At 73.7% G+C, this 17,128-nt stretch carries 19 protein-coding genes; 14 read left to right on the plus strand and 5 right to left on the minus strand.

From position 1 onward, the window contains the following. The first annotated feature begins 78 nt into the window (after positions 1-78). Entirely contained in the window at positions 79-780 is a 702-nt protein-coding gene (locus QHG49_RS02525) for a response regulator transcription factor (protein WP_145486711.1), read from the plus strand. Positions 781-803: 23 nt separating this feature from the next. Here the strand turns inward: QHG49_RS02525 and QHG49_RS02530 are convergent, their stop codons facing one another. Further along, positions 804-1,661, minus strand: coding sequence for a universal stress protein (locus QHG49_RS02530; RefSeq protein WP_301492673.1), 858 nt, complete (start codon positions 1,659-1,661; stop codon positions 804-806). A gap of 257 nt (positions 1,662-1,918) precedes the next feature. On the opposite strand from QHG49_RS02530, the gene QHG49_RS02535 reads away from it, so the two are divergent. After that, the gene (locus QHG49_RS02535) at positions 1,919-2,407 is read left to right on the plus strand and encodes a CBS domain-containing protein (RefSeq protein ID WP_159698296.1); all 489 of its coding nucleotides are present in this window, start codon (positions 1,919-1,921) and stop codon (positions 2,405-2,407) included. Between the two features lie 9 nt (positions 2,408-2,416). Here the strand turns inward: QHG49_RS02535 and QHG49_RS02540 are convergent, their stop codons facing one another. Continuing rightward, complete coding sequence (locus QHG49_RS02540) at positions 2,417-2,857, minus strand: universal stress protein (protein ID WP_159698299.1); 441 nt, start codon at positions 2,855-2,857, stop codon at positions 2,417-2,419. A 213-nt stretch (positions 2,858-3,070) separates the two neighbouring features. On the opposite strand from QHG49_RS02540, the gene QHG49_RS02545 reads away from it, so the two are divergent. Further along, complete coding sequence (locus tag QHG49_RS02545; protein ID WP_145486708.1) at positions 3,071-3,301, plus strand: hypothetical protein; 231 nt, start codon at positions 3,071-3,073, stop codon at positions 3,299-3,301. Positions 3,302-3,355: 54 nt separating this feature from the next. Here QHG49_RS02545 and QHG49_RS02550 read toward each other — a convergent pair whose 3' ends face one another. Then, positions 3,356-4,192: a TIGR03943 family protein gene (locus QHG49_RS02550; RefSeq protein ID WP_301487097.1), complete on the minus strand. Its 837-nt coding sequence runs from the start codon at positions 4,190-4,192 to the stop codon at positions 3,356-3,358. Beyond that, positions 4,189-5,235 carry a permease gene (locus tag QHG49_RS02555; RefSeq protein ID WP_370530417.1) on the minus strand — a complete coding sequence of 349 codons (1,047 nt, stop codon included), beginning with the start codon at positions 5,233-5,235 and terminating at the stop codon, positions 4,189-4,191. Before QHG49_RS02555 ends, QHG49_RS02550 begins: the two co-directional genes overlap by 4 nt. Before the next feature lie 204 nt (positions 5,236-5,439). Between QHG49_RS02555 and QHG49_RS02560 the strand changes: the two genes are divergently transcribed. From QHG49_RS02560 to QHG49_RS02570, 3 genes are all read left to right on the plus strand, one after another. Further along, positions 5,440-6,273 carry a hypothetical protein gene (locus QHG49_RS02560; protein ID WP_301487098.1) on the plus strand — a complete coding sequence of 278 codons (834 nt, stop codon included), beginning with the start codon at positions 5,440-5,442 and terminating at the stop codon, positions 6,271-6,273. Positions 6,274-6,356: 83 nt separating this feature from the next. Then, entirely contained in the window at positions 6,357-6,770 is a 414-nt protein-coding gene (locus tag QHG49_RS02565) for an SRPBCC family protein (RefSeq protein ID WP_159698310.1), read from the plus strand. A 181-nt stretch (positions 6,771-6,951) separates the two neighbouring features. Further along, entirely contained in the window at positions 6,952-8,262 is a 1,311-nt protein-coding gene (locus QHG49_RS02570) for a hypothetical protein (RefSeq protein ID WP_145489615.1), read from the plus strand. Between the two features lie 33 nt (positions 8,263-8,295). On the opposite strand, the gene QHG49_RS02575 is transcribed toward QHG49_RS02570, so the two are convergent. Next, a complete protein-coding gene (locus QHG49_RS02575; RefSeq protein ID WP_301487099.1) occupies positions 8,296-9,822 on the minus strand; it encodes a hypothetical protein in 1,527 nt (508 codons plus the stop codon). Between the two features lie 612 nt (positions 9,823-10,434). On the opposite strand from QHG49_RS02575, the gene QHG49_RS02580 reads away from it, so the two are divergent. The 8 genes from QHG49_RS02580 (at position 10,435) to hypA (ending at position 17,013) form a co-directional block, all read left to right on the plus strand. After that, positions 10,435-12,132: a hypothetical protein gene (locus QHG49_RS02580; protein ID WP_236576190.1), complete on the plus strand. Its 1,698-nt coding sequence runs from the start codon at positions 10,435-10,437 to the stop codon at positions 12,130-12,132. Then, a complete protein-coding gene (locus QHG49_RS02585; protein WP_301487100.1) occupies positions 12,129-13,202 on the plus strand; it encodes a hydrogenase expression protein HypE in 1,074 nt (357 codons plus the stop codon). Before QHG49_RS02580 ends, QHG49_RS02585 begins: the two co-directional genes overlap by 4 nt. A 73-nt stretch (positions 13,203-13,275) precedes the next feature. Beyond that, a complete protein-coding gene (locus QHG49_RS02590) occupies positions 13,276-15,069 on the plus strand; it encodes a nickel-dependent hydrogenase large subunit (RefSeq protein ID WP_145489618.1) in 1,794 nt (597 codons plus the stop codon). Then, complete coding sequence (locus QHG49_RS02595) at positions 15,062-15,628, plus strand: NifU family protein (protein ID WP_159698319.1); 567 nt, start codon at positions 15,062-15,064, stop codon at positions 15,626-15,628. Before QHG49_RS02590 ends, QHG49_RS02595 begins: the two co-directional genes overlap by 8 nt. Then, positions 15,625-16,221, plus strand: a complete 597-nt coding sequence (locus tag QHG49_RS02600) for a DUF5947 family protein (protein WP_301487101.1) — start codon at positions 15,625-15,627, stop codon at positions 16,219-16,221. Before QHG49_RS02595 ends, QHG49_RS02600 begins: the two co-directional genes overlap by 4 nt. Before the next feature lie 26 nt (positions 16,222-16,247). After that, the gene (locus tag QHG49_RS02605) at positions 16,248-16,454 is read left to right on the plus strand and encodes a hypothetical protein (RefSeq protein WP_145489623.1); all 207 of its coding nucleotides are present in this window, start codon (positions 16,248-16,250) and stop codon (positions 16,452-16,454) included. 21 nt (positions 16,455-16,475) lie between these two features. After that, a complete protein-coding gene (locus QHG49_RS02610) occupies positions 16,476-16,664 on the plus strand; it encodes a hypothetical protein (RefSeq protein ID WP_145489625.1) in 189 nt (62 codons plus the stop codon). Positions 16,665-16,671: 7 nt separating this feature from the next. Next, entirely contained in the window at positions 16,672-17,013 is a 342-nt protein-coding gene (gene hypA, locus QHG49_RS02615) for a hydrogenase maturation nickel metallochaperone HypA (RefSeq protein WP_159698325.1), read from the plus strand. Positions 17,014-17,128 lie beyond the last annotated feature (115 nt).

A 17,128-nucleotide genomic window follows, 5' to 3' on the forward strand; every position in this document is an offset into this window, starting at 1 on the left:
TGCGCGCGGCGCCGCCCGGCGATGATCGGCCGGGTGGCAGGCCGTAGTCTGTCCGCTTTACGGGAACGAGAGGCCGAGATGACCGAGACACGCACCTTCACGGCACAGGACCCGATCCGGGTGTTCCTCCTGGACGACCATGAGGTCGTCCGGCGCGGCCTGGCGGATCTCCTGGACGCCGAGCCGGACATCTCCGTCGTCGGCGACGCCGACACCGCCGCGCACGCGCTGGTCCGGGGCCCCGCCCTGCGCCCGCATGTCGCGGTGCTGGACGTACGGCTGCCCGACGGGGACGGCATCTCGGTCTGCCGCGAGCTGCGCGACAAGATGCCGGAGCTGGCGTGCCTGATGCTCACCTCGTTCGACGACGAGGACGCCCTGCTGGACGCGATCATGGCCGGCGCGTCCGGCTATGTGCTCAAGCAGATCAAGGGCTCGGACCTGGTCTCGGCGGTGCGCACGGTCGCCTCCGGGCAGTCGATGCTGGACCCGGCGACGACGGCCCGGCTGATGCGCTCGCTGCGGGCCGACCCGGCGGAGACGCCGTCGCTGCCGCCGGAGCTGGCGAGCCTGTCGCCGCGTGAGCGGGACATCCTGGCGCTGATCGGGGACGGTCTGACCAACCGTGAGATCGGCAGGCGGCTGTACCTGTCGGAGAAGACGGTCAAGAACCACATCTCCCGGCTGCTGGCCAAGCTCGGTGTGCAGCGCCGGGTCCAGGCCGCCGTGCTCGCCTCGCAACTGGAGCCGCAGGGCACGAAGGAGCACTCCGGCCGCTGACCCCGGCCCGACACGGCTGCCCCTCAAGGGAGTCGGGGTACGACGGCCACCGGGCACTTGGCGTGGTGCAGCAACCGGTGCGTCACCCGGCCCAGTTGGAGCCCGGTGTGCCCGCGCTCCCGCCGTACCCCGAGGACCAGCAGATCGGCGGCGGCCGAGCGGTGCAGGAGGACCGTGCCGGCCGGGCCCTCCAGCACGGTCCGGGCGGCCCGTACGTCCGGGTGCTCGGTCAGCGGGGCCCGGAGCAGCTTGTCGATCAGGTCGGCGGCCTCGTCCTCGTGATCCGGTGCGGTCCCGTCCTCGGACCGGTCGCCGCAGCGGCGCCAGGCGCGCACCGCGTCCAGGACGCACCGGCGGGCGGCGGCCTCGCGCAGCGCGAAGCGGGCGGCGGTGTCACTGGTGCCGGGCTCGCCGACGCCGAGCAGCACCCGCTCATGGGTGCCGCCGAGCCCCGCCGCGTCCCCGCGGACCACGATCACCGGACCGGACGCCCGACCGGCGAGGGCCGGTCCCATCGAGCCGAGCAGCAGCCCCTTCAGCTCGCCCCGGCCCCGGCTGCCGGTCACCACGGCGGTGGCGTTGTCGCCCTCGGCGAGCAGCGCGGCGACCGGGTCCTCGGCCAGGACGGCGGAGTCCACCTTCAGGTCCGGGGTGCGCCGGTGGACGCGCTCGGTCGCCGAGGCCACGATGTGCTCGGCCCTCGCCTGGGGAGCGGACGGTTCGCCGCCGGGCGAGGGGAGCCGGCCCTCGTAGCGCTCCCAGAGCGAGGCGTGCACGAGCCGCAGCGGCAGGCCCAGCCGGACCGCCTCGTCGGCCGCCCAGTCCACCGCCAGCAGGCCGCAATCGGAGCCGTCGACACCCACGACCAGGGGCAGGGGCATCGTCCTCACCGCCCTCCTCGGACCTCGGGCCGCGCGCCAGTGCGCCCCCCCGTCCGGCTCTCCACGCTCGCACGGCCGAACGGGTGGGCCAATGGGCACATTGTCCCTTCCGGCGGGAATCGGACCACCCCGACGAGGCCCGGGCGGCCCCTGCCCCGGGGCGGCCCGCCCGGCGCAGTCTGGAGACGGCATCGTCCCGGTGCCGGTGTCCCCGCCGGTGCCCGAAAAGGTTCGGAAGAGGTCCGAAAGAGGTCCTGATGACCCATCTCCCCCAGGCCGGTCCCCCGCCCGGCGCGCCCTCCGTGGCGGGTCGGGCCGGCGTCGGCCGGCTGATGACCGCGCCGCCCGTGACCGTCGCGCCGGACGCCACCCTGGCACAGGCCACCCGGCTGATGGCCGAGACCGCCGTCGGCTCCCTGCTGGTCGTCGAGGACGGCGCCCTGCGCGGCATCGTCACCGACCGCGATCTGGCGCTGCGCGGTCTCGGCGAGGGGCTGCCGCCGGACAGCCGGATCGACGCGGTGATGTCGCCCCGGGTGGTCACCCTGGACGCGGGCGACGAGATCCACGAGGCGTACCGCACCTTCCGCCGCACCGGTGTGCGCCGGCTGCCCGTGCTGGACGAGGGCCGTCCGGTGGGCGTGCTCACCCTGGACGATCTGCTGCTGGACGTGTTCCGGCGGATGGCGGACCTGCTGGGGCCGGTGGCCTGGAGCGTGCTGCGGGAGCCGCCGGGGCCGCCGTGAGCCCGGTGCTCAGGTCTCCTCGGCGCGGACGACCACCACCGGGCACGCGGCGTGCGCGGCGACGCGCTGGCTGACCGAGCCGAGCATGACGCGGGCGAAACCGCCCCGGCCCCGGCTGCCGACGACCAGGACCTCGGCGCCCTCGGCGGCCCGGAGCAGGATCTCGGCGGGGTCGCCGTGGGCCAGGCGGGTGCGCACCCCGGCGGCCGCGTCCGCGCCGAGCACCTCGGTCAGCTCCCGCGTCATCTGCTCGCGGGTGGCCTCCTCGTCGATGTACATGTCCACCGCGGGCGCGGACCAGCCGTACAGCGGCACCTCCCAGGCCGCGACGGCCTCCACCGCGCCGCCGACGAGCCCGGCGTAGCGCACGGCCCAGCGCACCGCCGCGAAGGAGGACGGCGAGCCGTCGACCCCCACCACGACCCGGGGCTCGGAGACGTCCTGGTCCATCGGTCCCACCTCTCTGCGGCGGCGGCGCTCTCTGCGGCGGCCACGGCTGTCGCCCCCTGTCCCCCACGCTGCGCGACCCGCCGCCGCCCCGCCAGAAAAGAGCGTCCGTTCGGCCCTGCCGCCGGGGGCCGGGGCGGTGCATCCTGCCGTAAGGGGAACGCCGTAAGGGGTACGCCTTAGGGGGAACCGGTAGGAACGGGAGGTGAGGCACGGATGGGCAAGCAGAGCAGGAAGAACGGCAAGGCGAAGGCAGCGGGGCCTCGTACCGGCCGCGACTGCGGGGCCCCGCTGCCCGCACGCCGGGGATCGCGTCCCCGCGCCGGCGACGCGATCCCCGGCACGGGCCGCCGGCGCGGCCACGGCCCCGGCAACCAGTGGCTGCTGCTGCCCGGCGGCACCTGGCGCCGGGTGGAGACGATCCGGGTGCGCGGGCTGTTCGGCTGAGCGGACGCCCCCGCCTCCAGCCCGGGGTGATCGCTCCCGCCCGGGGTGATCGCCCTAGCCCGGGGTGATCGGCAGATCGTCGCTGAAGGCGTTGATCGGCCGGGCGATCGGGGTGGTCTGGCGGACGTCGAGCGCGGCCGGTGCCGACTTGGTGCCGAGGATGCCCGCGGGGTGCCAGGTGCCGGTGACCGCGAGCCAGGTGTCGGCGGCGGGCGGCTCGGTGGAGCCGGGGCCGTAGACATGGACCTTGACGGTCTGGGAGTCGGCGGCGCAGCAGGTGAAGATGATCCGGGTCAGGTACCAGCCATCGCCCGCCGCGTCGGGCGTGACGAAGCCGGTCAGGCGGACGGTACGGCCCTCGATGGCCCGGCTGCGGTCCTGCTGGACGCGCTTGGTGAAGTCCGTGAGGGTCAGCGGCAGCGGGGAGGTCGCGGGCAGCGGCTCGAAGCCCTTCTTCTGCACGGCGACCGGCTCGGGTCCGGAGCGGGCGGCGGTGTAGGCGCCGAGGGCCGGCGGGGCGAAGAGGAGGAGGCTCAGCGCGGGGAGGGCGAGCAGCCAGGCGATCCTGGGGGTGCCGGAGTGGTCGTGGCCGTCGTGCCCCTCGTGGCCGCCGTCGTCACGGTCGTGCGTGTGCCCTTCGTGGGCGTCATGGGCGTGCCCTTCGCGGGCTTCAGGCGTGTGTCCTTCGTGGCCGCCGTGGGCGTGCCCCCGGTTCCCGGTCCGGGAGAAGGCCGCCGCGATCCCCAGCAGGAGCAGGACGACACCGGAGGCGATGAGCACGGGGCGCAGTCCGGGCTTGACGTAGCGCAGGTACGTGTCGTCGAGCAGCGTGATGCGCAGCAGGCCGAGGCCGGTCAGCTTCAGCAGCAGACTCTGGACGAGGCGTCTCACAGCAGGGCCCCTCCGGTCAGGGCGCTGGCGGCGACGGCCACGACCGTGGTCGCCGTACAGAACCGCCAGGCGAAGGCGCGGCCGAACGTGCCCGCCTGGAGGGCGATCAGCTTCAGGTCGACCATGGGCCCGACCACCATGAACGCGAGCCGGGCGGTCGGCGAGAACCCGGTCAGCGAGGCCGCGACGAACGCGTCGGCCTCCGAGCAGACCGCCAGCAGGACCGCGAGGCCCGCCAGGAACAGCACCGAGAGCCAGGGCGTGCCGGAGAAGGCGTCGAGGACGGCGCGCGGCACGGCGACGTTGAAGGTGGCGGCGGCCATCGCGCCGAGCACGAGGAAGCCGCCGGCCTGGAGGAAGTCGTACTGGAAGCCGGTCCGGAACTCCCGCCAGCGGCTGCCGCCGTGCGCGTGCCCGGTGTGCCGGTGGCGCAGCGCCGGGCGCAGCCACTTCTCGTCGCCCCGCCAGAGCCACAGCCAGCCCATCACGGCCGCCGTGCCGAGGGAGGCGAGCAGCCGGGCGGCGATCATCGCGGGGTCGCCCGGGAAGGCGACGGCGGTGGCGGTGAGCACGACGGGGTTGATGGCGGGCGCGGACAGCAGGAAGGCGAAGGCGGCGGCCGGGGTGACGCCCCGGCGGATCAGGCTGTTGGCGACCGGTACGGGGGCGCACTCGCAGCCCGGCAGCACCGCGCCGGCGACGCCCGCGACGGGCACGGCGAGCGCGGCCCGCTTCGGCAGCACGCGGGTGAACAGGTCGGCGGGCACGAAGGCGTTGATGGCCCCGGAGAGCACGGTGCCGAGCAGCAGGAACGGAATCGCCTGGACGACGATGGCCAGGCAGACCGTACGCCAGGCCCCTACGGCGGGCCGGTCCAGCCACCCCGTGTCGCCGAGGAGGAGTACGGCCGTCGCGCCCGCCGCGAGCAGCACGGCCGCTCCGAGCGGCCAGGACCCAGGGCGGCGGCGCGCGGCGGGAGGCGGAGGGACGGGGACGACCGCCACACCCTCCCCCACGGCAACCAGTTCATCCGTTTTTTCCATGATCGCTCCGGATGTCGGTGTCCGGCCGACGATAAGCGAGGACCGGGGCCGGGCCGTGTATACACGCCGCCGCGACGACCGCCGTGCACCGCTTGGCCGCCCCCGGACTTCCCTCGGTGACTCTTCTAACAATTCGGGCGAAACGGGGGCCGGAGTGACGGCAGCCACTTCGCACGCGGCGGGATTTGCCTACGTTCGGGTGCCATGTCCTCGCACCCGCGCCGCACGGCCGGCGTCCTTCTGGCCTCGGTGACCGCCCTGCTCACCGCCGGCATCCCGGCGGCGGCCGCCGCCACGCCCACCCCGAAGCCCAAGCCGACCCCGGCGACCGAGGCTCCGTCGGCTCCCGCCCCCACCCCTCCCGCCCCCGTCCCCGATCCGCACGCCACCGTCGCCGTCCTCGATCTCGACGCGGGCGCCGCCACCCCCGTGATCCAGGGCGAGGACCGCACCTACGACACCGCCAGCATCGTCAAGGTCGACATCCTCGCCGCGCTGCTGCTCAAGGCGCAGGACGAGCGGCGCGCGCTGACCGACGAGGAGCGCGGCCACGCCGAGCCGATGATCAGGCAGAGCGACAACGACTCGGCGGACGCCCTGTGGAAGGAGATCGGCCGGGACGCCGGTCTCACCGCGGCCAACGAGCGCCTGGGGCTGATCTCGACCACGGCCGGCACCGGCGGCAGGTGGGGGCTGACCCGGACCACCGCGAGCGATCAGATACGGCTGCTGCGCGCGGTCTTCGACGACGGCGCCGAGGGCCCCCTCACCCCCGGCTCCCGCGCCTACGTCCGCACCCTGATGAGCGAGGTCCTGCCCGAGCAGTCCTGGGGCGTCTCGGCGGTGGACGCGGCCGGGGCGGAGCTGAAGAACGGCTGGCTCCAGCGCTCCACCACGGGCCTGTGGGACGTCAACAGCATCGGCGAGGTCACCCTCGGCGGCCACCGCTGCCTCGTCGCCGTCCTCTCCGACGGCAGCGCCTCCATGGACGACGGCGTCTCCCTGGTGGAGCGGACCGCCCGCGCCGCCGTGGCGTGACGGCCGGGCGGGGGCGCTTTTCGGCCGCCGCGGAAGGGGCACGCGGGCGGGGTACGACTCCCGACCCGAGGAGCGATGCCACCATGGCCGAGTACGAACGTTCCCGCACGATGCCCGCCCAGCCCGAGCACGTCTTCGACCAGGCGGCCAATCTCCACCAGCTGGACTCCTGGCTCCCGGGCGCCCTGCACGTGGCCCCCGAGGAACTGCCCGCCGTCAGCGTGCACGAGGCCGGTTCCGACAAGGACACCCCGGCCCTGCTGCGCGCCGAACCCGACCAGATGCGCCTGGAGTGGGGCACCCGCGAGCAGGGCGAGTACGCGGGCTGGCTCCAGGTCGCGGGCATCGGCAGCGGCGCCAGCGAGGTCACCGTCCACCTGTCCTTCTTCGACCAACGCCATGACCCGGGTGAGCGCGCGGCCGCGCAGGCCCTGGAGGACAGCCTGCGCCGCCTGGAGGAGCAGGTGCGCCTGCGCACGGACAACGCGGCCGGCTGAGGCACCCGAGAGGGCGCGGACGGAGCGAGGGGCAGGCCACGAGGCAGGGGCGAGGAGCGCGGCGGAGCCGGAACGATCTCCCGTACAACCGTTCCGGTGACACAGACGTCTCACAGAGTGGGGAACTCCCGTTCCCCCACCGACCGTTCGTCCGCCACTGTCGCTCCAGTCAGAGGATTCCATGCCTTTCAGCTCTCCCGGCCCCCGTGCGGTGCGCCAGACCGCGGGCGCGTTCGGCGCCGTCGCCCTGATCGCGCTGTGCGCCGCGCCGGCCGTGGCCGCCGACGGTCCCGCGACCGGTCTGGCGCTGGGCACCATCGCGCCGTTCGACCAGGTGAAGCCGGGCAGCGAGCTCCCGCTGTCGCCCGTCTTCACCGACACGGGCACGGCGGCACTCGACAAGGTCTGGCTGTCGTACACCGTCACCCGCGGCCTCGGCCGGACCGCGGTGCCTTCCAACTGCCTGAGCTACGCGGTCGGTCCGGCCGACGAGGAGCCGGGTCACACGCAGGTGGTGTGCGAGTTCGACCAGCCGGTGCGGCCCGGTGCCGCGTACGCCCCGGAGCGGCCGCTGACCCTCAAGGCCCTGGACCGCGCCCTGTACGAGCACATCCAGGTGACGGTCGACTCCTCGGCCCCGGTCCCGGACGACGGCGCCGCCGCCCCGGTGCACGGCACGGCCGCCGCCCTGAAGCTGGTCGAGCGGACCGGCGAGAAGGCCCCGCCGGCGGGTGCCGCGTCCAGCGCGGACGTCGCGGTGAACGCCGCCGGCTCGGCCGATTTCCAGGTCGGCGGCGCCCAGTTGAAGGGCAAGACGGGGGACACGGTCACGCTGCGGGTGAAGTTCGCGAACGCCGGGCCCGCCTGGGTGCTGCCGCAGCCGGGCCAGCGCGCGGCCCATGTCCTGGTCACGCTGCCCGAGGGCACCTCGGCGGTGCGCACCGACACGCTGTGCACGAACACGGGGGCCGAGTCCTACGCGTGCGGCACCGGCGCGCCCTGGGTGAACGAGCACGAGAGCAGGACGTACACCTTCAAGGTGAAGCTCGACAAGGCGGTGCCCGGCGCCCGCGGCTATGTGGAACTCGGTTCGGAGGCCCGGCCGTTCGACCATGTCAAGAAGAACGACACCGCGCGCATCACGCTCGCCGTCAGTGGCGGCACCGACACCACGGGCGGCGGCTCCACCGGGGACGGCGGCTCGAAGGGCGGCGGCGACTCGACCGGCGGCACCGGCTCGACGACGTCCACGGGCGGCACCGGCACGAGCACCGGCGGCGGTACCACCACGACGGGCGGCACCACCGGCACCACGTCCGGCACCGGCACCACCGGTGACCTCACCACCGGCGGTTCCGGCACCACCGGCGGCAGCCTCGCGAGCACCGGCGCCGGGCCCGCGCTGCCCCTCGCGGGCGCCGCGGCCGTGGCCGTGGTCGTCGGCGCGGGCGCCGTGGTGGCCGCCCGCCGCCGGGGCGGCCGCGAGGACTGATCCCCCGCTCGGCCTGACCGGCGGCGACGCCGGTCAGGTCCCCGGGCCGCCGAAGCCCTGGGTGGTGTACGCGCACTCGGTGTAGAGGTACCCGGGGCGCAGTCGGGCGGTGTCGGAGCCCGCGGTCGTCACCTGGCCGCCGTTCGGCTTGTGCACGAAGTACGTGGTGCCGACCGGGAGTCGCAGGGTGCGCTGCGGATAGTCCTTGCCGCCGGCACAGGGCTTGAAGGTGGACATCAGCGTGTCGGCGAGCAGGTACGACCGGCAGCCGCCGCAGGCCTTCAGGGTGAAGCTGCCGGTGACCGGTCCGGTGTAGAGGACGGTGACGTCGTCCGGGCTGTCGTTCTTCACCGTGACGGAGATGCTGCCGCCGCCGGCGGTGGTGGGCAGCTTCCTGCCGGCCGCCGGGATGGTCTGGGCGACCTCGGCGGCGATGGCGATCTTCTGGGCGCGCGCCCGGTTCCTGTGGTGCGGGTGCCCGGCGACGAACTTGTCCATGGTCTGCTGGGCGTTACTGAAGTCGCCGCTCTCGTACTCCTGGACACCGCAGTCGTAGGCGCCGTCGTCACCGCCGCGCCCGGCCCGGGCCGCGGCCGACGCGAGCCCGCCGCCGGGGTCGCCCGCGGCCGTCTTCAGGTCGCCGATCCTGGTGTCGAGCTGCCGCAACTCCTCGACGGCCGCGCAGGATCCGGAGCCGCCCACGCCGTTCTGCGCCTTCTTCACGGCCGCGTCGACGGCGGGGACCACCTTCGTCGTCTGCGTGGCGTGCGGGAAGGTCTTCATCAGGTCGCCGAAGCGGGTGACCCAGTCCTGGTCGCCCGAGGACAGGCCCTGTGATCCGCACGCGTACAGCGAGGTCGCGAGGCGGTCGTCGGGCCAGCCGGCGAGGGTGCCGACGGTGGCCCTGGGCAGCTCGCCGGGCGCCGTGCGCAGATATGTCAGCGGGGCCACGGCGGTGCAGTGGTCCTGGCTGTCGTAGGGCGCGGCGACCTCGGAGTAGTAGGTGCGCAGGCTGGCGGGTACCTTGCGGGCGGCGCGGGAGCCGGGGTGGCCGGTGACGAGGTCGTGGTAGACCCCGAGGGCCTCGCGGTAGTCCGGTTCGGCGGTGCCGAAGGGCTTGCCGGTGTCCGCCGCCACCAGCTGGTCGGCGCTCGTCAGGCGGTCCAGGAGGGCCTGCTGTACGGCCTCGTCGTGGGCGTCCTGGTACCAGAGCGCGCCACCGGCCGGTACGGCGAGCAGCACCAGGCCCAGCAGCAGCGCGAGGGGGACGCGGCCGGGCCGGACCAGGGGGGTGCGCAGTCCGAGGTACGCGCCGTGGGCGGCCGCCAGCAGCAGGAGGAGCGCGTAAGCCGCCAGGAGGGCGCCGGGGACGCCGTCGGCATCGGCGGGCAGGGCGATGACCAGCAGGACCGCGGTCGCCACCCAGCAGGCGGCCATGAGCGGCCGGCGCCGTGTGAGCGCGTAGCCGAGGCCGAGTCCGCTGAGGTTGAGCAGGGCGACGGCGAGGGCCCGGCCGCGGTCCGGGGGCGCGGGCGGCGGACCGGCGGGCATGGGAGGCATGGGCGGCACGGCGAAGCCCTGGCCCGGGCCGTACGGACCAGGCGCCGGGGGTTGCTCCGGGCCCTCCAGGGGCTCCCGCCGGGCTTCCGAATCCCCCGGGACTCCCAGGAGCCCCGGGTCCACCGACCCCACCGACCCCGGCGGGCCCGCCGGGCGCACCGGATCCGGATCCCCAGGATCCCCCGGGCCCGCCCGGCCCTCCCGGACCCCAGGATCCCCCGGGCCCGCCCGGCCCTCCCGGACCCCGGGTTTCCCCTGGTTCTGCCGCGTCTCTCGGGCCCTCCGGGCCCCCGAAACCTCCGGACATGGCGACTCCCCCCGTGTGCGACAACCCCCGCTGTACGTGGCCTTCGATTCCAGCGGCCGGGGCCCCCGGTGGAGCCTCAACTCCTTTCCATCCAGCGGAACTTGGGGACCATCTCCGCCCTCCCTCCACCCAGGCCGCACCCGGCGCGCCGGTCCGCCCGTCCGCAACCCGGAAACGGACACATCGCCTGACCGGCCCAATGCGGGTGCGTCGGAGGGGCGCGGAGCCGGAACGGGTGTGACCGTGGTGAAAAGAATTCCGGGTGCGCGACTGACCGCCCGGTTGCCCAGCGACGAGGAGGCGGGATGCCGGACCAGGTCGGCGTGCGCGAACCCCTGCTCAGGGACGATGCCGACGCCGAGCACGCGCGGGCCTTCGAGCAGCTGGGCGCCGTCGCGGACGCCGTGCTGTACGAGGGCTATCTGCTGTACCCGTACCGCCGGTCCTCCCCCAAGAACCGGGTCCGCTGGCAGTTCGGGGTGCTGCTGCCGCGCGGCTGGGTGGAGCGCTTCGGTCCGGTGGCGCCCGGTCTCTCCGGCTCCGCGGACTCCTGGTACCAGCAGACCGAGTGCCTGGTGCGCGCCCAGAACGACGCGGTCGTACGGCTGCGGGTGCGCTACCTCCAGATGCAGCACAAGCAGGTGGAGGACGCGGGCGGGTCCCCGGTGGAGTCCCTGCGCACGGCGGACGGCACCACGCATCTCACCTTCGACGAGGCGATCCCGCGCGAGACCGAGCTGGCGGTGCCGCTCGCCGAGCTGCTGGACGGCGGTCGTACGGTCGACGTCGGCGCGCCCGGCGGGGACGAGTACGAGCCGCTGCCGGCGGCCGGGGGCCGGATCGTGCGGCGGCACCGGGAGCTGCGGGCCGCGACGACGGTGGCCGCCGAGCCGCTCGCGCCGGGCCTCTTCCGGCTGCGGGTGCGCACCGAGAACACGGGCGAGACGGCCGATCCGGGTTCCTGCCGGAACGAGGCGCTGCGCGACGCGCTGATCGCCACCCACACGGTACTCGGCGGGGAGGGCGTGGAGTTCGCCTCGCTGATCGACCCGCCCGCGGCGCTGGCCGAGCGGGCGCGCGGCTGCCGCAACGCGTTCACGTTCCCCGTGCTCGGCGGCCCGCCCCCGGAGGCCGCCGGCGGCGAGGGCGAAGGTGAGACCGGCCCGGCGATGCTCTCGGCACCGATCATCCTCCCGGACCATCCGCAGGTGGCGCCGGAGAGTCCCGGCGATCTGCACGACGCGGCGGAGATCGACGAGATCCTGACGCTGCGCACGATGCTGCTGACCGACGCGGAGAAGGCGGAGGCGCGGGCCACCGATCCACGGGCCGCGCGGATCCTGGACCGGGTCGACAGCATGCCCCGCGAGGTCTTCGAACGACTGCACGGCGCGATCCGCTCGCTGACACCGGCGGGCTCGTCGGCCTCCCGGGCCTCCGACCGCTCGACCGGGACGCACGCCTCGACCGGGACGCGTGCTTCGGCCATGACCCGTGCCTCGACCGGGACCCGCGCCTCAGCCGGGGCCGCCCGGCCCGGGGCTCCGGCGCCCGAGCCGCCCGCCGAGGCCCGCGCGTCCACCGCGCGGGCCGACCGCGAAACCCCGGCACCGGAGCGGCCCTCCCCCACCCCCCAGCGCCCCGCCTGGTGGCAGGAGGGCGGGGACGAGGGGCTGTCGCCGACGACCGACACCGTGCTCGTGGCCGATGTGCCCGTCGGTGCCGGCAGCCCGGTGCTGCTGCGGCCGCGCACGCGCGGGGCCGACGCCCAGGACATGTTCCTGGACGGGCGGCCCGCCACCGTGGCCGGGGTCTTCCACGACGTGGACGGCAGCGTGCGGCTCGCCGTGACCGTGGACGACGATCCGGCCGCCGAACTGCACGGCTGGTACGGCCGTTTCCACTACTTCCGGCCCGACGAGGTCGAACCCCTCGCAACCACGGGCACCCCGGCCGCCCCCGGCCGGGACCACGACCGACTGCGACGGAGGCCGCAGAGATGACCACACAGAGCGGTACCACCGAGACCCGCGCCGACGCCCCCCGGGGCTTCGACGAGATCACCATCCTGTGGATCTCCGAGGGCATGAGCTGCGACGGCGACACCGTGTCGCTGACCGCCGCCGGGCAGCCGTCCATCGAGGACGTGGTGCTCGGTCTCATCCCGGGCCTGCCCAGGGTCAACCTCGTCAACAAGGTCCTCTCCCCGAGCCTGGGCGGCGAGGACTTCCTCGCCCCCTACCGCAAGGCGGCCCGCGGCGAGCTGGAGCCGTTCATCCTGGTGATCGAGGGCTCGGTCCCGAACCAGAACATCATCGAGGGCGACGGCTACTGGACGTCGTTCGGCAACGACCCGGCCACCGGTGAGCCGCAGACCCTGAACTGGTGGATCGACCAACTCGCGCCCAAGGCATGGGCGGTGGTCGCGGCCGGCACCTGCGCCACGTTCGGCGGCATCCACGCCATGGCCGGCAACCCGACCGGATGCATGGGCCTCGCGGACTACCTGGGCTGGGAGTTCAAGGCGCGCTCGGGCCTCCCGGTGGTCAACGTGCCCGGCTGTCCGATCCAGCCGGAGAACTTCATGGAGACCCTGGTGTGGGTGCTCCAGCACGCCGCCGGCACCGCTCCCCCGCCGCCGCTGGACCACATGCTGCGGCCGCAGTGGCTGTTCGGCAAGACCGTGCACGAGGGCTGCGACCGGGCCGCGTACTACGAGCAGGCCGACTTCGCCAAGGACTACAACTCCCCCAAGTGCCAGGTGAAGGTGGGCTGCTGGGGCCCGGTCGTCAACTGCAACGTGCCCAAGCGGGGCTGGATGTCCGGCATCGGCGGCTGTCCGAACGTCGGCGGCATCTGCATCGGCTGCACCATGCCCAGCTTCCCCGACGCCTTCATGCCGTTCATGGACGAGCCGCCGGGCGGCACGCTCTCGTCGATGGTGATCAAGCCGTACGGGGCGGTCATCCGCCGGCTGCGCGGGCTGACCAACGACATGGTGAACCACGAGCCCCGCTGGCGGCACAACAAGCAGAAGCTGACCAGCGGTTACGACCCGCACTGGCGCGCGTGACGCCGTACTCGCCCCTGCCGCCCGCCCCGCCATCCGCTCCACCCGACCCGAACAGCGAGGGACAGTACCGCAGATGACCACCACCGACGCGCGGACCTCAGGACGCAAACCAGCCCAGCTCGTGGACATGAACTGGGACCCGATCACCCGGATCATCGGCAACCTGGGCATCTACACGAAGATCGACTTCGCCAACCGCGAGGTCGTGGAGTGCCACAGCACCTCGTCGCTGTTCCGCGGCTACTCGGTGTTCATGAAGGGCAAGGACCCGCGCGACGCCGGGTTCATCACCTCGCGGATCTGCGGCATCTGCGGCGACAACCACACCACCTGCTCCAACTACGCCCAGCAGATGGCCTATGGCGTCAAGCCGCCGAAGCTGGCCGAGCACATCACCAACCTGGGCGAGGCGGCGGAGTACATCTTCGACCACACCCTCTTCCAGGACAACCTGGTCTTCGTGGACTTCTGCGAGGCGATGGTCAAGGCCACCAACCCGGGCGTGCTGGCCCGCGCCGAGCGCACCGACGCGCCCCGCGGCGATGTGCACGGCTACCGCACCATCGCGGAGATCATGAAGGCCTTCAACCCCTTCGAGGGCGAGGTCTACAAGGAGGCGCTGAAGGTCAGCCGGATCACCCGGGAGATGTTCTGCCTGATGGAGGGGCGCCATGTGCACCCCTCCACGCTCTACCCGGGCGGCGTCGGCACGATGCCGCAGCCGAGCGTCTTCACCGACTACCTCAGCCGGCTGATGCGCGTCATCGACTTCGTGAAGAAGGCGGTGGCGATGAACGACGACGTCTTCGACTTCTTCTACGAGGCGCTGCCGGGCTACGAGGAGGTCGGCAAGCGCCGTATTCTGCTGGGCTGCTGGGGCGCCTTCCAGAACCCGGACGTGGTCGACTACCGCTACGCCACCATGAACGAGTGGGGCAAGGCGATGTACGTCACCCCGGGCATCGTGGTGGACGGCAAGCTGGTCACCAACAACCTGGTCGACATCAACCTCGGGCTGCGCATCATGCTGGGCAGCTCGTTCTACGAGGACTGGGTGAACGAGGACCCGTTCGTCACCCACGACCCGCTGGGCAACCCCGTCGACATGCGCCACCCGTGGAACCAGACCACCGTGCCGGTGCCGCAGAAGCGGGACTTCGAGGGCAACTACAGCTGGGTGATGAGCCCGCGCTGGTACCACCCGGGCACCGGCGAGCACCTCGCGCTGGACACCGGCGGCGGCCCGCTCGCCCGGCTCTGGTCGACCGCGCTGAGCGGTCTGGTGGACACCCCGTACGTGAAGGCGACCGGGGGCGGCATCCGCATCACCCTGCCCAAGGGCGAGAAGCTGCCGGAGACCACCCTGGAGTGGCGCATCCCGAAGTGGAGCAACACCCTCGAACGCGACCGCGCCCGGCCGTACTTCATCGCCTACGCCGCCGCCATGGCCCTGCAGTTCCTGGAGGAGGCCATGGGGATGCTGCAGAGCGGCGACACCAAGGTCTTCGAGAACTTCGAGGTGCCGGACGAGTCGATCGGCTGCGGCTTCCACGAGGCGGTGCGCGGGGTCCTCTCGCACCACCTGGTGATCCGGGACAAGAAGATCGCCAACTACCACCCGTACCCGCCGACCCCGTGGAACGCCAGCCCCCGCGACATCTACGGCACGCCCGGTCCCTACGAGGACGCGGTGCAGGGCCAGCCGATCTTCGAGGAGAACGGGCCCGACGACTTCAAGGGCGTCGACATCATGCGCACGGTGCGCAGCTTCGACCCCTGTCTGCCGTGCGGCGTCCACATGTACATGGGCAAGGGCAAGACCCTGAGCACCGTGCACTCGCCGACGTACGGGGCCAACCATGGCTGATCCGGCCGGGCGCCTGGCGGATCCGGCGGTGGAGGCCCGGCTCGCCCGGCTCGACGAGGTGCTGGCGGGCCTCGAGCACACCCCGGGTCCGGCCCTGGAGGCGGTGCGGCTGCTGACCGAGGTCTACGGGGAGGCCCTCGCCCGGGTCCTGGACGGCGCCGACGAGCGGCTGGGCGCGCGGCTGGCCGGTGACGAACTGGTCGGGCACCTCATGGTGCTGCACGGCGTGCACCCGCTGCCCCTGGCCGAGCGGGCCGAGGGCGCGGTGGAGCGGCTGCGGCCCGCGGTGCGCGAGCGCGGCGGCGACCTGTCGTGGGCCGGGGTCGAGGGCGCGGTCGCACGGGTGCGGCTCGACTCCGGCTCCAAGGGCGGCTGCGGCGGTGGGTGCGGGGGCGGCTCCGCGGACATCGCGGCGGCGGTCCGGGAGGCCGTGCTGGCGGTGGCACCGGAGCTGACCGAGGTGGAGATCGTGGCGGCCGGCGAGGAGCGCAAGGCCGCCCCCGCCTTCGTGCCGCTGAGCACGATCAAGCGCCGGTCCGTGCCGCAGGAGGCCGGGTGAGCGCGGACGGGGCACTCGCCCGGGTCATCCGCTCCGCCGCCGACCGCGCGGCCACGGCCGGCGCGGAGAGCTGCGAGCTGTGCGCGGCCCTGGTGGCGGACGAGCACCCCCATCTGTACGACACCGGGGCCGCCGAGGTGCGCTGTGTGTGCGGCCCCTGCTCGGTGCTGTTCGCGGACGGCGCGGCGGGCGAGGGCCGCTACCGGCTGGTGCCCCGGCGCCGGCTGCGGCTCCCGCCCGTCGACACGGGAGTGCTGGGCGTCCCGGTGGGGCTGGTGTTCTTCGTGCCGCGCTCCGACGGGACGGTCACCGCGCAGGGGCCGAGCCCGGCCGGGGCGATGCGCTGGGAGGTGGACGCGGACGCCTGGCGTCGGCTGGCCGCCGAGGTCCCGCAGGTGGCGTCCATGACCCCGGACGTGGAGGCGCTGCTGGTGAACACCGTGCGGGGCCTCACGGAGCACTGGATCGTACCGGTCGACGACTGTTTCCGGATGACGGCGCTGGTCCGCCGCGAGTGGCGGGGCCTCTCCGGTGGCGGGCAGGTCTGGCCCGCCGTAGAACAGTTCTTCAGGGACCTCACCGAACGGTCGTAGTCGTACGACCTGGAAGGAGAGCGGACATGGGCACCATCCGAGTGGGCCGCCCCCAGGCGAAGCCCGACACCCCGAGCCATGTTCCCGGACTGCACCAGGGCAACAAGGGCCCGTACCAGGAGCAGACCGGGCACCACCGGGACGGCAGCTCCGACGCGCGCCGCTCCACCGGTATCCACTGGAAGCGGCATGACGCCCTGGGCGAGAGCATGCCGAACATCTCGCCCGGCTGAGAGAAACGGAAGGTGACCGCCATGAGCGATTGCAGAAGCAGAAGGCGCAGACGAGCGCGGATGTCCGGACGGCAGCTGCTGCTGCTCCAGGCCGCGCTGGCCGGCGGTGTGGTCACCGCCCTGGTCATCAAGGAACTCCCGGGCATCATGCGGGAGTTGCGGATCTTCCGGATGACCGGCGGGCCGGGCGCGAACCGGCGCTACCCCTGAGGCGGCCGTGCACGAACTGTCGATCGCGTCGGCGATCGTGGAGCAGGCCGAGGAGATCGCCCGCGCGGACGGTGCGGACCGGGTGTCCGCGGTGACCGTCCGGGTCGGCGAGCTGTCCGGGGTGGTGCCCGACGCGCTGGACTTCGCCTTCGAGGTGGCCCGCGACGGTACGGCGCTCGCGGACGCCCGGCTCGTGGTGGAGGCGGTGCCCGCGCTGGCGTGGTGCGACGGGTGCGCCGCGGAGTTCGCGGTGGGCATGCCGCCGTTCTTCTGGTGCCCGCACTGCGACCGGCCCTCCCAGGAGCTGCGCAGCGGACGCGAGCTGGAGATCACGGGCGTCGATACGTAGGAACGGATGTCAATACGTAGGGACGGATGTCAATACGTAGGGACGGATGTCAATACGTAGGGACGGATAAGGGTCCGGCCCCCGCCGATGACGGCGGGGGCCGGGCCTTTCCGTA

This window comes from Streptomyces sp. WP-1 (assembly GCF_030450125.1).
GTDB lineage: Bacteria > Actinomycetota > Actinomycetes > Streptomycetales > Streptomycetaceae > Streptomyces > Streptomyces incarnatus.